Consider the following 13,089-nt stretch of genomic DNA (forward strand, 5'->3'; position numbering starts at 1 on the left):
AAAAGGTACCAACCATCAAAAATTGATGATTGGTACCTTTTTTTACTTAGTTTTGGCTAGTTATGTCCCAGCCTCTTGTTAATTGTGACGTTATTTTTTATTTACTGAAGCATCATAAATGGAATCAACAGCTTCTTGAAGTGTTTTGTTGAATTCTTCATCTGTTTGGTCAACATTCAAGTCGCTGACAAGTGCGCGTGAGAAACTCGCTAGCATGCCATCGTTTTCTTTCAATTTTTCATTGGCCTCATCACGTGAATAACCACCGGAAAGAGCGACAAAACGAACGACACGAGGGTGTTCGATTAATTCTTTATACAAGTTAGCTTTTGTTGGAATGGTTAGTTTAAGCATAATGTTTTCGTCTTCAGAGAGTTCGTTTACATGTTTAAGAATTTCTTCATTCAACAACTCTTCACATTTCTCTTTGTCCGAGCTATTAATATCAACTTCCGGCTCAACGATTGGAACTAGTCCAGCATCAATAATCTGCTTAGCTACTTCAAACTGCTGGTCGACTACTGCTTTAATTCCTTCCTCGTTCGGTTCATGGATAACGGAACGCATTTTCGTTCCAAACATATTACGCTCATTTGAGCGACGTAATAGCTCATCCAACTCAGGCATAGGCTTCATCATTTGAACGCCATTTTCTTTTTCAGCTAACCCTTTATCGATTTTTATAAATGGAACGATTCCTTTATCTGCAAGGTAATCGCCTGTGTATTTACCTTCAACTTTGCGATCCATCGTTTGTTCGAAAAGAATCGCACCTAAAATTTTATCCGAAGAAAATGCAGGTGAAGTGACAATGCGTGTCCGAAGTTCGTGGACAAGGTCAAACATTTCCTCTTCGTTAGAATATGCATCCTCTTTAATGCCATATGCAGCAAGTGCTTTTGGTGTACTACCACCACTTTGGTCTAATGCAGCAACGAATCCATTGTCATTCTTCATTCTGTTGAAATGATTTTCGTTCATTTAACTCACTCCTATTATTGATAGTCCATATCCTCTTACTATTCTAACATTTTCTGCCCATCTAATACAGTGACACATAAAAAGTTGAGAAAGAGCTTGTTCTTTTATTACTATCATCATGATTTTTGGTGCAATGCATTCTGTGTAGGATGAATAATTATACTTCTATGTAAAAAGAAAAACTGCGAATAAGAGTCGCTTTCATAAGTGTTATATTATTTATTTTCAACTTATGTTTTATATAATTGAAAATTAGTATTGATTATTTATACACTTTTATGATACATTATTCAAAACAGTTAAAAAGGAAAGGGAAGAAGGGGATCTTTATGGAAAAAGTACAACATGCTGAACAGTTCGATGTGAAGAAAGGGTACTCAGTAAAACAGACGTTGAAATTTTTAATCCCATCAATCATTGGGGTGCTTTTATTTTTAGTACCACTTTCGGTTGACGGAACGGTAACAATCGGGCTTGGTGTAATGGCCGATGCATTACAGGGAGCAACTGCGGATTATATTCCAATGTTCATTACAATAGTAATCGTCTTGTCTGCAGTAGCTTCGGTTTGGATAAAGGTTGCTCCAAACAATACAGCGAAAAATAGTTCTTTTTTGACAGCATTATTAGACGTATCGCCAATTTGGTTAGTTTTACGAATTATTGGTGCTGTGTTTGCGGTTCTTACACTGACTGAGCTTGGTCCAGAAGTCGTAAGGTCTGGATTAACTGGAGGTACTGTACTATTTGATCTAGGTCCAGTTTTAATGGTTTGGTTTTTATTTGCCTGTTTATTCATGCCACTGTTATTGCAATTTGGTTTAATGGACTTCATCGGAACGCTCGTACGTAAAGTGATGGCTCCATTGTTCAAACTTCCTGGACGTTCATCGATCGATGCGCTTGCGTCATGGATGGGGAGTGGGACAGTTGGTGTATTGTTGACCACTCAACAATATGAATCTGGTTATTATACAAAAAGAGAAGCGGCAGTTGTGGCAACAAACTTTTCAATCGCTTCTATCGCATTTAGCTTAGTCATTGCACGGTTTTTGAACATCGATCACTTATTTGTTCAGTTTTATGCGACAGTAGTTGTTTGTGGGATTGTCGCTGCAGTAGTTTGTCCGAGAATTCCACCCCTTTCGTTGAAAAAAGATACGTATTATGCACCAGTAGGGAAACAAATTGACGAAGAAGTACCTGAAGGAATTTCTACCCTTCAATGGGGTTTTCAAAAAGCAGTTGAAAAAGCAGAGGAAGTCAAAAGCTATAAGAGTGTCGTCAGAAGCGGTGTTCAAAATGTCATCGATATTTGGTTCTCATTAATTCCTCTCGTGATGGCACTTGGTACAATCGCATTGATGGTTGCAGAATTCACACCAATTTTTGATTACTTGTCTTATCCGTTCGTTCCGTTCCTGCAGCTTTTACAGATACCTGAAGCTCAAGCAGCGGCTCCTGCCATGCTCGTCGGCTTCGCAGATATGTTTTTGCCAGCCGTTGTCGGAAGTGGAATTGAATCCGAATTGACTCGTTTCGTTATCGGAGTGATGTCATTATCTCAGCTCATTTACATGTCTGAAATTGGGATTTTGTTAATTAAATCTAAAATCCCTTTATCGGTGGTTCAACTTTTCGTTATTTTCATTCAACGTACGGTAATTACGTTGCCAATTGCTGCAATAATGGCACACGTACTTTTCTTTTAATCTGTAATTGAAAGTTAACGGTAACTCCTTTATCTTTAGAACAGAAGGTATTCTGATTAATGGATACTTTCTGTTCGTTTTTGTGAGTAAAGGCTCTCTTGAAGGAGAATAATACAGAGCGGTAATTTGGCACTGGGAGCATATATTTTAGATTTGTACCCATATATTTTCATTACAGTTACATAAATCGCACAAAAGGGCGCATATCTGTACGAGTTGGAAGCAAATCGAAATCGAGCAGGGGCATATATTCAAAAGTAGGTCGCATATTTCCAGCGAGCGATCTTTCGGAAAGGTTATAAAAACACGTTCAAAATCGGATGCCAACCGCTCAATCTCTAGCTAGCAAGGAAACTCGTAAGATGTATACATTACTAATCTTAAAAAACCTAACGGAAAGGTAGATACATAATGAATCCAGAATTATTTTTTACGAAAAATACGAAAGCTGCACTTAAGAATGATCCGCCTGGCGAATGGATGCCACCTGTCCCCGACTATTGCATTCCACTCAGTGCAGGTTACCCGGCGCAAAGCCTTGTCCCTTATAACGAAATGAACGAGGCGGTGTGCGCTTTAATTGACGAAGAGAAAAACCTGCCTTTTCAGTATTTAGGTAGTAAGAGAGTCAATACAGTGAAAAAATTTGTTCGTGAGCGACTCGTAGAACGTGGAGTTGTGCTATTGGAGAAAGAAATATTAGTGACAGCGGGCGCCATTCAAGGCATTGACTTAATTGCAAGAACGTTTATTGACCGAGACACGTTGGTCGTCGTTGAATCACCAAGCTATATGGAAGGGTTAGAAGTTTTCAGGAATTATACCGATCATTTCATTACTGTTCCTATAGATGAAAATGGAATGCAAACGGAAGAGCTTGAAAAAACATTGAAGGATCGAAAAGAAAAGAACTTGCCGATGCCAAAGCTAGTGTATACAATTCCAAGTTTTCATAACCCAACAGGAACGACAATGTCGATTGATCGTAGAAGACATTTATTGGAGCTTGCAAGCGAATATAACTTCTTGATCATTGAAGATGATGCTTATGGTGAATTGTATTTTGAGGAGCGACCGACCCCAATAAAAGCAATGGATAGTGGAAGTCGTGTGCTTTACCTCGGATCTTTTTCTAAAACGATTGCACCAGGATTGCGAGTAGGTTATGTGGCTGCGAGAAGTGATCTAATTGAGCCACTCGCTTGGTTTAAAAAAGATTTAGATCATCCATTTGCAGAAGCAACGCTTGGTTCTTACTTAATTCAAACAGACATGAAAAAACGATTCGAGATGCTTCGAAAAGTCTATCAACAAAATTGTAAAACAATAATCTCATCTTTAGAAAAATATATGGGAGAAATTGCTACATGGCAGCAACCTTCCGGCGGATACTTCGTATGGGTCAATATTCCGGGAATAAATACATCGGAAATATTAGTTGAGGCGATGCAAGCAGGAGTTTCCTACGTGCCAGGAAAGCATTTTTTCGTTCATGAACAAGAAGGACTATCCTATTTAAGGCTATCATTTAGCTTCGTCAGTCGAGAAGAAATGGTGTCGGCAGTTGAGATTTTAAGTCAAGTCGTTAAAAAGCATTTGAATAAATAAAGAATAGGTTGTTGAATGATGCTCTTGGTGCGTCTCAACAACCTTTTTGGCATTTAAGCGGTTCAATTTGTCATTGACAACCTATCTCGATGCACTTTTCGTGTATAAGGCAGTTCGATTTGTCATTGAGAGCGTATCTCGATGCACTTTTCGTGTATAAGGTAGTTCAATTTGTCGTCGAGAGCACGTCTCGATGACCTTTTCATGCATTATGCAGTTCGATTTGTCATTGAGAATGCATCTCGATGACCTTTTCATGTATAGTGCAGTTCAATTTGTCATTGAGAACCTATCTCGATGCACTTTTCATGCATTATGCAGTTCGATTTGTCATTGAGAATGCATCTCGATGACCTTTTCATGTATAGTGCAGTTCAATTTGTCGTTGAGAACCTATCTCGATGCACTTTTCGTGTATAAGGCAGTTCGATTTGTCATTGAGAATGCATCTCGATGACCTTTTCATGCATTATGCAGTTCGATTTGTCATCGAGAACCTATCTCGATGCACTTTTCGTGTATAAGGCAGTTCAATTTGTCGTCGAGAGCACCTCTCGATGACATTTTCATGCATTATGCAGTTCGATTTGTCATTGAGAGCGTATCTCGATACCATCTCTCGCACTCAGGCAGTTCAATTTTTCGTCGAGAACGCCCTTGCTATTCGTTAAGTTTTCGTTTGTTTTGTTCAGGGTATTAATAACTTAAGGAAATATTTGGTCGGAAGGAGTTTATTAATATGAGCGACTTATTCAAGAAAGGTTTATCAATCGGTGCAGGATTAGCGGCAGTTGGAAAAGAGCAAGCTGATAAAATTTTGAAGGAGCTGCGTGAAAAAGGGGAACTCTCCCAGCAAGAGTCGAATAGCTTACTATCAGAAATCGAAGCGAAAGGTGAGCAAAGTCAAGAAGAGTGGAACCAAAAAGCAAAAGCGAGGCTAAGAAAGAAGCTTGAGGATTTAGATGTGCCGACGAGAAAAGATTATGAGCGGTTGGAAAACCGCATCCATCAGCTTGAACGCCAGCTAAATAAAGAACAATAAGTGTCCTAGATGATGGAAAGGAGGGGATAGGAATTATTCAAAAGCAGATGCGCCATATGGCTAGATATCGTGATATAGCTACAGCATTTACGAGAAATGGATTCGGATTTTTCGTGAAGGAATTAGGTTTGGATCGTGTTTTTTCATTGCCCCGTCGTCTATTAATCCATAGTGATCAAAGTTCAAAAGAGAAAACGGTAGGAGAACGAATTCGGCAGTTCTTAGAAGATTTGGGGCCGACTTTCATTAAGGTAGGTCAACTTGCGAGCACGCGACCAGATCTAATTCCAAAAGATATAAGAAAAGAACTATCGAAACTACAAGACCATATATCTCCTGTTCCCTTTGATCAAGTAAAAGAAATTATTGAGGATGAATTGGATGGAAAAATGGAAGAAATGTTCTCTTCATTTGAGCAGTCGCCATTAGGAGTTGCTTCAATTGGACAAGTCCATGAAGCTGTTCTGCCGACTGGTGAAAAAGTAGCAGTGAAAGTCCAACGTCCAAATGTCGGTAAACAAGTACATATCGACTTGGAAATTCTTCATGAAATGGCAGAACGCGCTGAAAAACGGTTGGATTGGGCGCGGCGTTATCAAGTTGTGGACGTTGTCGCTGAGTTTAAAAAGGCGATTAAAGATGAGCTGGATTATGAGCATGAAGGTCGTAATGCGGATATGATGGCCAAGCAATTCGAGAACGATTCGACAGTGTATATCCCAGAAATATACTGGGATTATACGACGAAAAGAGTGCTAACGATGGAATATATAGAAGGCATAAAACTCGATGACCAAGAAAGTTTATTCGAAGCTCAATATGATAATGAGTGGCTCGCCGAAAAGCTCGTGCAAGCCATATTTTATCAAATGTTTGAAGATGGTTACTTTCATGCCGATCCTCACATCGGAAACTTTTTTGCGTTACCTGAAGAAGAAGGGATCGCCTTTATGGATTTCGGGTTAGTTGGACGACTCTCAAAAGAGATGCAACGAGACCTCGCTTCAATAGTGATTGCTATGACGAGTCAAGACACGAAAAAGATGACACGAGCAATGAGGCGGATGGGCGTCGTACCGGCCGATATTGACGAGCATGAATGGGAAGGCGACGTCGATCAATTCCTCATCAAATATTATGATGTTCCATTTAGTGAAATCAGCTTAGGTCAGGCCATAACGGACATGTTTCAAATCGCTCATAAACATCAGATTGAAGTGCCGTCAGATTTCACCTTAATTGGAAAAACGATGCTTATCTTAGAAGGCGTCGTAGCGGAGTTGGACCCTGATTTCAGCATTATCACAGCCGCTGAACCATTTGGTCGTAAATTGATGCGAGATAAGTACCATCCGAAACGCTTTGCGAGAGAAATTTATGATCATGTCGATGAGTATGCAGATGTTATTGAGGATATGCCGGAGATTGTGAGAGAGCTGACAGCTTTAGCGAAAGAACGAAAGATACCCGTCGAGATAAAGATGCCTGCATTGAACTATCTTCTTTCTAAAATGGACCGTGTCAGTAACCTGCTGTCATTTAGCATCATCTTGTTAGCATTCAGTTTGATCATGACCGGTGTCATCATCGGATCTGCGATTGCTGGTCAAAGCTCTGTCCTGTGGGATATTCCAGCACTTGAAATAGGATTTGTCATTGCTGTTGGTATGTTGGCTTGGATGATTTACTCTATATTCCGTTCCGGGCGTTTTTAGTGTAAAACCGAGAATGTTATAGTAAAATAATATTGTAGAAAAACTTTTATGAGGAGATGTTTAAATGAGCTTTAAAAATATAACAGTAGCAGGAAGCGGCGTATTAGGTAGTCAAATTGCCTACCAAACAGCTTATAAAGGATTCACTGTTTCAGTATATGATGTTAACGATGAGGCAATCGGAAAAGCAAAAGAACGATATCAAAAATGGATGCAACGTTATCAGGAAGATCTTGATGCAACGAAAGAAGAGACACAGCAAGCTTATGAACGTATCACATTCTATACAGATTTGAAGGAAGCAACAAAGGATGCAGACTTAGTAATTGAAGCTGTTCCAGAAAGAACAGATATCAAAATTGACTTCTATCACAAACTAGCAGAAGTTGCTCCAGAAAAAACAGTCTTTGTGACCAACTCATCGACATTGCTACCAAGCGATTTTGCTGAAGCGACAGGTCGTCCAGAAAAATTCCTCGCCTTGCACTTTGCCAACGAAATTTGGATTAACAATACTGCGGAAGTCATGAAACATGAAAAGACGAATATGGACCATTTTTACCAAGTTGTTGAATTTGCAAAAGAAATCGGCATGGTACCACTAGAGTTACACAAAGAACAGCCAGGGTATATTTTGAATAGCTTGCTTGTACCATTCTTGAATTCAGGCTTATCTCTTTTAGTTAATGAAGTATCTGATGTTGAAACAATCGATAAAACGTGGATGATTGCAACGGGATCACCTAGAGGTCCAATGGGAATATTGGACATTATCGGTATGACGACACCGTACAACATCAATGCTTATAAAGGGCAAAATGGAGATGAAAACGCCAAAAAGATTGCACAGTATCTAAAGGAAAACTATATCGACCAAGGAAAGATGGGTATTTCATCTGGTGAAGGTTTTTATTCGTATCCAAATCCATCCTATCAAGACCCTGATTTCTTAAATAAGTAGGACAGATTATTAATAGCGTATAACCTGTTTAAGTAATGAGGTTATACGCTTTTCTATATTTCAGTCAAAATGTGTCATAAAACAAGCGTGAGGTATTTAAGCATGTAAATATTTGTGATATAATATATAACGTTTATAAGTTATGTTTGAATAATAAAATTGTGCTGGAGGACAGCGCTTACATAAGCGAATACTCACTACAATTTGTAAGGGAAGGTTACTTATGAGTGAAACAACAAATAAATCAGATGTGATTTTGATTGGTGCAGGGATTATGAGTGCGACATTAGGATCTATTTTAAAAGAATTGGACCCAAATATGAGCATTAAAGTGTTTGAAAAGCTAGATGGCCCTGGTGCAGAAAGTTCCAACGAATGGAATAATGCCGGTACAGGACACTCAGCTTTATGTGAGCTGAACTATACACCAGCAAAGCCAGATGGAACAATCGAAACAGCCAAAGCTTTGAAAATCAATGAACAGTTCCAGGAATCGAGACAGTTTTGGTCTTATTTAGTAGATAAGGGACTAATGGATAAACCGAGAGAGTTCTTGATTCAATTACCACACATGAGTATTGTTCATGGGAAAGAAAATGTTGAGTACTTGAAAAAGCGGTATGAAGCATTAGTCGATAACCCACTATTTGAAAATATGGAGTTCTCTGATGATCCTGAAAAATTGAAGGAATGGATTCCATTAATGATGAAAGATCGTAAAGTTAGCGAACCAATCGCTGCAACACGTATTGATGATGGAACAGATGTCAATTTTGGTGCGTTAACGCGCAAACTGTTTGAACACTTGGAAACGGAAGGTGTTGACCTTCATTACAAGCATAGTGTCGATGACCTTGAGCAAAATGAAGATGGCACGTGGGAAGTAAAGGTTCGAAACGTCGCGAGCGGGAATGTCACGTTCCATGAAGCTAACTTCGTGTTTATTGGGGCTGGTGGTGGAAGTATTCATTTACTTCAAAAGACAGGCATTCCAGGCAGTAAAGGAATAGGTGGATTCCCAGTAAGTGGAGAATTCCTATTTACACAAAAACCAGAACTCGTTAAAGAACACTATGCCAAAGTGTATGGAAAAGCACCGGTTGGAGCGCCACCGATGTCCGTTCCACACTTGGATACGCGTATGATCGAAGGGAAAGAATCGTTACTTTTCGGTCCGTTTGCAGGCTGGTCTCCGAAATTTTTGAAGACGGGATCAAACGCAGATCTGTTCAGTTCCATTAAACCGAATAACTTAACGACGATGTTAGCGGGTGGAATGAAAAACTTTACGTTAACCAAATACCTCATTTCGCAATTAATGCTATCGAAAGAGAAGCGGATGGACCAGTTACGCGAGTTTATCCCAACTGCTAAAGATGAAGATTGGGAAATGACAACAGCTGGTCAGCGCGTGCAAATTATTAAAGATACAGATGAAGGCAAAGGAATTCTGAAGTTTGGTACGGAAGTAGTTAGTTCGGAGGACGGTTCAATGGCTGCGTTATTAGGGGCGTCGCCGGGTGCTTCTACAGCTGTTTCCATCATGTTTGAATTGATTGAAAGATGCTTCCCAGACCGTGTTAAAGAATGGCAGCCAAAATTAAAAGAAATGGTTCCTTCGTATGGCCAATCCTTAAAAGATAATCCAGAACTTGTTCGTGAAGTGAAAGAATTCACAGCAAAAAAACTAGACTTTCAACACGTTGAATTTGAAGCGACTCATTCATAATAAAAAGGAGCATCGACTGTTTAATGGCAGTTCATGCTCCTTTTTTATGTACGATATAACCGGAGAGAAGAAATTCTTAGTCCTCGATTCCCCAGTTCATCTTTAAGATATCTTTTAGCTGTTCTAGTCGTTTTTGACCAATGTGCTCGGCAATTTCCTTTTCTAAATTCGCCTGTAATTGCTCATTTTTTTCATAGCATTCTTTTCCGAAAGCTGTTAATTGAATTCGTTTTTCTTTTCGGTTGTTTTCCTGTTCACCTACCTCGACGAGTCCTTTCTCTTGAAGCTGCTTGATAAACTTGTGGGTTGCTTGTCGGGTAATATCGACGCTTTTGGATATAAAGGAAACAGTCGTTTCTTTCTCCTGATAAATGCGTAACAATATAAACCATTCAGATTTAGAAATGGGGAGTTCGTGATGACGATTCCACTGTGCTTCAGATATTTTACGTAACTTCAGATACCGTTCACTGATTAAATCAAGTAAATCTAATTGATGTAAGTTGAAGCTCACTCTGTTCACTCCTATTTTATTTTCTTAAGTTACTATACAAAAAGATGGGCATTAAATCAACTTAGTTGACAAAAAAGTTTTAAAGCGATATACTTAAAGTAAACTAAGTTGACAATTCAACATAAGGGAGCCAATATAATGCTGAGCATTGGAGATTTGATTGTTTATTCATCACATGGAATATGTCGAGTAGAAGATATTAAAGATCAAACGTATGGTGGCGTTACGAAAAAGTATTATATGTTACAGCCGGTTGATAATGATCAGAATTTGACAATTCATGCTCCTGTTGAAAGTAAACAAAAAAACATACAACGAATTATGAACAAATCCGAAGCTGAAAAAGTCATTGAAACATTCAGTGGAGAAGGGGTTGAATGGATTGAAAGACCCCAACAGAGAACGAGAGATTATAAAAGTATCTTGAATCAAGGTGACCGCTTGGAAATTGCGAAGGTAGCAAGTACGTTACTACGCAAAAAGCAAGAAACAGAAGAAGAAGGCCGAAAGTTTAGTGAGCTAGATGGGAAACTGCTGAAAAACATCCAAGACATTCTGTTCAGAGAAGTCGCTATTGTTTTAAACAAACCATATGAAAAAGTCGTAAAGAAAATCGATGAATTAGTTGCACAGTAAATCGATGAAATAAATATACAAAATGAAGCTTGAGACCGAAATGTGTGTTCATCACATGCTTTTGGCTCAAGCTTTTTTTGTGTGTAATTTAGTTACGTCATAACCTCTCCATATTCACAAAAGGTCTCGAATAATCGAGTTCGCCCTTCATTCGTTTAACAAGAACCTGGTTTCCTTGAAGCCATTTGTTGAAGTCAAACATAACAGGCATGCGATTTGGACCGATGACAAACCAAGCTTTCATCTCTTTCGGAAAGTAGGCAGATGTGTGAATGGTACCAGCGGATGCATCATATTTATTGGAGAAAACATCATATTGTGGATCATTCATCACCCGAAATGCCTGCATCGGATTGGTTGAATGCTTTTGTTGCTCTTGAATGGTTTTCTCACGCTGTCTTGTTTCCTCTTGTCGATAGCGATTTTCTTCATCGAGCAAATGAAAATGATTGGTGCACACATTCGATTTCCGGGAGACAACCTTTCTTGGAGAAGCCTCAATGACATAAGATTCACCACTTCGATCTAAGAGCACATAACTAAAGGAGTGACGATGAGGAATCTCTTTTAGTAAATCGATTGCTTCATCTACATTCGCGCAATTTTCCAAAACAATTCGTCCAATCATATTGCAAATGAAACCATCACTTGATTTTTTGCTATGGGTGAAGTTATAGCCTAGCACCAATCCTTTTTCGTTCATCCCATCGATCCGGCCGGTAATTTGCATGGAAGGTCCAAGGACAGCATACCCTTGATCGGTTGGCTGATAAAACATATACCTTCCTTCATAGCCAACGGGATGGCTGTCATAGTTTCTTACCATAAAGTCCGGTTCCGTGAAAATCGAACACCCACTCCGGACAAACTCCTTATAATAGCCACCAAAGAGTCGGTAAGCCTCCGTTAAACTCATCTCCAATGCATCAGCAAGCCCGTGAATTTCTTCCAAAATGGCTGGAGAAAACCGGTTAATTACCTGTTCGAAGAGTTTTTTATCAATAATAAAATGACGGTCTTTCTTTGGACCCCATTGTTTTTGACGGTTATGAATAATCGGGGAATCTTTTAGTAGCTCCCCTTGGAAGTAGCCAAATCCATTATGACTACCCCGGTATTGAAGCACGTCGCTGTAATAGTTCATGGAATTCATTCCTTATTGTTGAGTACTTATTGCCAGTTTAATCTAAAAGAAAAATGAAAGGAATTGGAACGCTTTATAGATAATAATTCACCCGGATTAACCAGGCGTGGATGATTCTCTAAAAAACTTGAGAGTAGGGATAGTTATTTACACCAACCATTGACACACCCATATTCTTCCTTATACACTCAAGGAACAGAAATAAGAGGTGCATAGTATGCTGATTAAACTATTTTCAAAGATTTACTTAGGTGTGGTTCGTTTCTTTATTTACCGCTCATTAAGTAGAAAAGGAAAAACAAATTTTAAGGAAGTTCATGAAATAATAGAAAAGTTCGAGAAGAAATTAATAGAAGATAAACATTTAAATCCTGATTTAACCGAAGGACCGGTGCCTGTTTATTCAAAACAATCTATTCGATTGGTTGATGCTTTTGTTACCAAGAGAGTCGCTAAACAAGAAGATGATTTTTATATCCAAGTGGCAAGGGCTTGGGTTAGCGGATACGAGAAAAAAATTCATAAAGCTGGATTAATAACGTTCATACTATTTTTGATATGTTGGTTCTTAGCAATAATATTTAATCAATACATGACTAATTTAGCGGAAGATTTACTACATTTAGTTTTATTTATCTTACCTTTTGTTGGGTTTATTATAGGTATTTTGGGTCGCGGGTGGAAAGCTATTGTTTTGTGTGGATTGAATTTTTTACTGCATATTATATCAGCGATAATTATTTTGTAAGGATAGAACTGAAATGTATTATATCCCTTTCAGTAAAGATGGGGTTGTCAATGTTCTCAAATTTATTTTGCATTTTAGCACTTCGTTGTAATCCTAATTGCTATTGCTGAGTACTTATTGCCAGCTTAATCTAAGAGGATTTTGAAAGGAATCGGAGTGTTTATGGATCTGTGAATCCGGTATATGCCATAACGATAACAAAAATAGATACGATTAGATAAAATATATTTATTAGAATAAATTTCATAAATCTTAGCCCTTACAGGGCAAGGGTTTCAAAACACAAAAAAGGAAGTACC

General features: G+C 38.6%; 11 protein-coding genes. 8 read left to right on the plus strand and 3 right to left on the minus strand.

The window, feature by feature from the left end:
* Positions 1-90: 90 nt before the first annotated feature.
* Complete coding sequence (locus KC820_RS12790) at positions 91-981, minus strand: fructose bisphosphate aldolase (protein ID WP_212371598.1); 891 nt, start codon at positions 979-981, stop codon at positions 91-93.
* A 329-nt stretch (positions 982-1,310) separates the two neighbouring features.
* Between KC820_RS12790 and KC820_RS12795 the strand changes: the two genes are divergently transcribed.
* From KC820_RS12795 to KC820_RS12820, 6 genes are all read left to right on the plus strand, one after another.
* Positions 1,311-2,693, plus strand: a complete 1,383-nt coding sequence (locus tag KC820_RS12795) for a YjiH family protein (protein ID WP_212371600.1) — start codon at positions 1,311-1,313, stop codon at positions 2,691-2,693.
* Between the two features lie 411 nt (positions 2,694-3,104).
* Positions 3,105-4,301: an aminotransferase-like domain-containing protein gene (locus KC820_RS12800; RefSeq protein ID WP_212371602.1), complete on the plus strand. Its 1,197-nt coding sequence runs from the start codon at positions 3,105-3,107 to the stop codon at positions 4,299-4,301.
* Positions 4,302-5,040: 739 nt separating this feature from the next.
* The gene (locus KC820_RS12805) at positions 5,041-5,343 is read left to right on the plus strand and encodes a phasin family protein (RefSeq protein ID WP_212371603.1); all 303 of its coding nucleotides are present in this window, start codon (positions 5,041-5,043) and stop codon (positions 5,341-5,343) included.
* A 56-nt stretch (positions 5,344-5,399) separates the two neighbouring features.
* On the plus strand, positions 5,400-7,058 hold the full coding sequence (locus tag KC820_RS12810; protein WP_212371605.1) for an ABC1 kinase family protein: 1,659 nt from the start codon (positions 5,400-5,402) through the stop codon (positions 7,056-7,058).
* A gap of 64 nt (positions 7,059-7,122) precedes the next feature.
* On the plus strand, positions 7,123-8,019 hold the full coding sequence (locus tag KC820_RS12815) for a 3-hydroxyacyl-CoA dehydrogenase (protein WP_212371607.1): 897 nt from the start codon (positions 7,123-7,125) through the stop codon (positions 8,017-8,019).
* A 202-nt stretch (positions 8,020-8,221) separates the two neighbouring features.
* Positions 8,222-9,748, plus strand: a complete 1,527-nt coding sequence (locus KC820_RS12820; RefSeq protein ID WP_336511052.1) for a malate:quinone oxidoreductase — start codon at positions 8,222-8,224, stop codon at positions 9,746-9,748.
* A gap of 76 nt (positions 9,749-9,824) precedes the next feature.
* Here KC820_RS12820 and KC820_RS12825 read toward each other — a convergent pair whose 3' ends face one another.
* The gene (locus tag KC820_RS12825) at positions 9,825-10,262 is read right to left on the minus strand and encodes a MarR family winged helix-turn-helix transcriptional regulator (protein ID WP_212371611.1); all 438 of its coding nucleotides are present in this window, start codon (positions 10,260-10,262) and stop codon (positions 9,825-9,827) included.
* Positions 10,263-10,400: 138 nt separating this feature from the next.
* Here KC820_RS12825 and KC820_RS12830 point away from each other — a divergent pair, with 138 nt between their 5' ends.
* On the plus strand, positions 10,401-10,898 hold the full coding sequence (locus KC820_RS12830; RefSeq protein ID WP_212371612.1) for a CarD family transcriptional regulator: 498 nt from the start codon (positions 10,401-10,403) through the stop codon (positions 10,896-10,898).
* 97 nt (positions 10,899-10,995) lie between these two features.
* On the opposite strand, the gene KC820_RS12835 is transcribed toward KC820_RS12830, so the two are convergent.
* Positions 10,996-12,042 carry a C45 family autoproteolytic acyltransferase/hydrolase gene (locus KC820_RS12835; protein ID WP_212371614.1) on the minus strand — a complete coding sequence of 349 codons (1,047 nt, stop codon included), beginning with the start codon at positions 12,040-12,042 and terminating at the stop codon, positions 10,996-10,998.
* Positions 12,043-12,259: 217 nt separating this feature from the next.
* On the opposite strand from KC820_RS12835, the gene KC820_RS12840 reads away from it, so the two are divergent.
* Positions 12,260-12,790 carry a hypothetical protein gene (locus KC820_RS12840; RefSeq protein WP_212371616.1) on the plus strand — a complete coding sequence of 177 codons (531 nt, stop codon included), beginning with the start codon at positions 12,260-12,262 and terminating at the stop codon, positions 12,788-12,790.
* The last annotated feature ends 299 nt before the right edge of the window (positions 12,791-13,089 follow it).

Origin of the sequence: Allobacillus saliphilus, assembly GCF_018138385.1 — a bacterium.
Classification (GTDB): domain Bacteria; phylum Bacillota; class Bacilli; order Bacillales; family Alkalibacillaceae; genus Allobacillus; species Allobacillus saliphilus.

Bases quoted from the DNA above. Each gene is read 5' to 3' on its own strand.
- KC820_RS12790 (WP_212371598.1), bottom strand. From the start codon at position 981: ATGAACGAAAATCATTTCAACAGAATGAAGAATGACAATGGATTCGTT.
- KC820_RS12795 (WP_212371600.1), top strand. From the start codon at position 1,311: ATGGAAAAAGTACAACATGCTGAACAGTTCGATGTGAAGAAAGGGTAC.
- KC820_RS12800 (WP_212371602.1), top strand. From the start codon at position 3,105: ATGAATCCAGAATTATTTTTTACGAAAAATACGAAAGCTGCACTTAAG.
- KC820_RS12805 (WP_212371603.1), top strand. From the start codon at position 5,041: ATGAGCGACTTATTCAAGAAAGGTTTATCAATCGGTGCAGGATTAGCG.
- KC820_RS12810 (WP_212371605.1), top strand. From the start codon at position 5,400: ATGGCTAGATATCGTGATATAGCTACAGCATTTACGAGAAATGGATTC.
- KC820_RS12815 (WP_212371607.1), top strand. From the start codon at position 7,123: ATGAGCTTTAAAAATATAACAGTAGCAGGAAGCGGCGTATTAGGTAGT.
- KC820_RS12830 (WP_212371612.1), top strand. From the start codon at position 10,401: ATGCTGAGCATTGGAGATTTGATTGTTTATTCATCACATGGAATATGT.
- KC820_RS12835 (WP_212371614.1), bottom strand. From the start codon at position 12,042: ATGAACTATTACAGCGACGTGCTTCAATACCGGGGTAGTCATAATGGA.
- KC820_RS12840 (WP_212371616.1), top strand. From the start codon at position 12,260: ATGCTGATTAAACTATTTTCAAAGATTTACTTAGGTGTGGTTCGTTTC.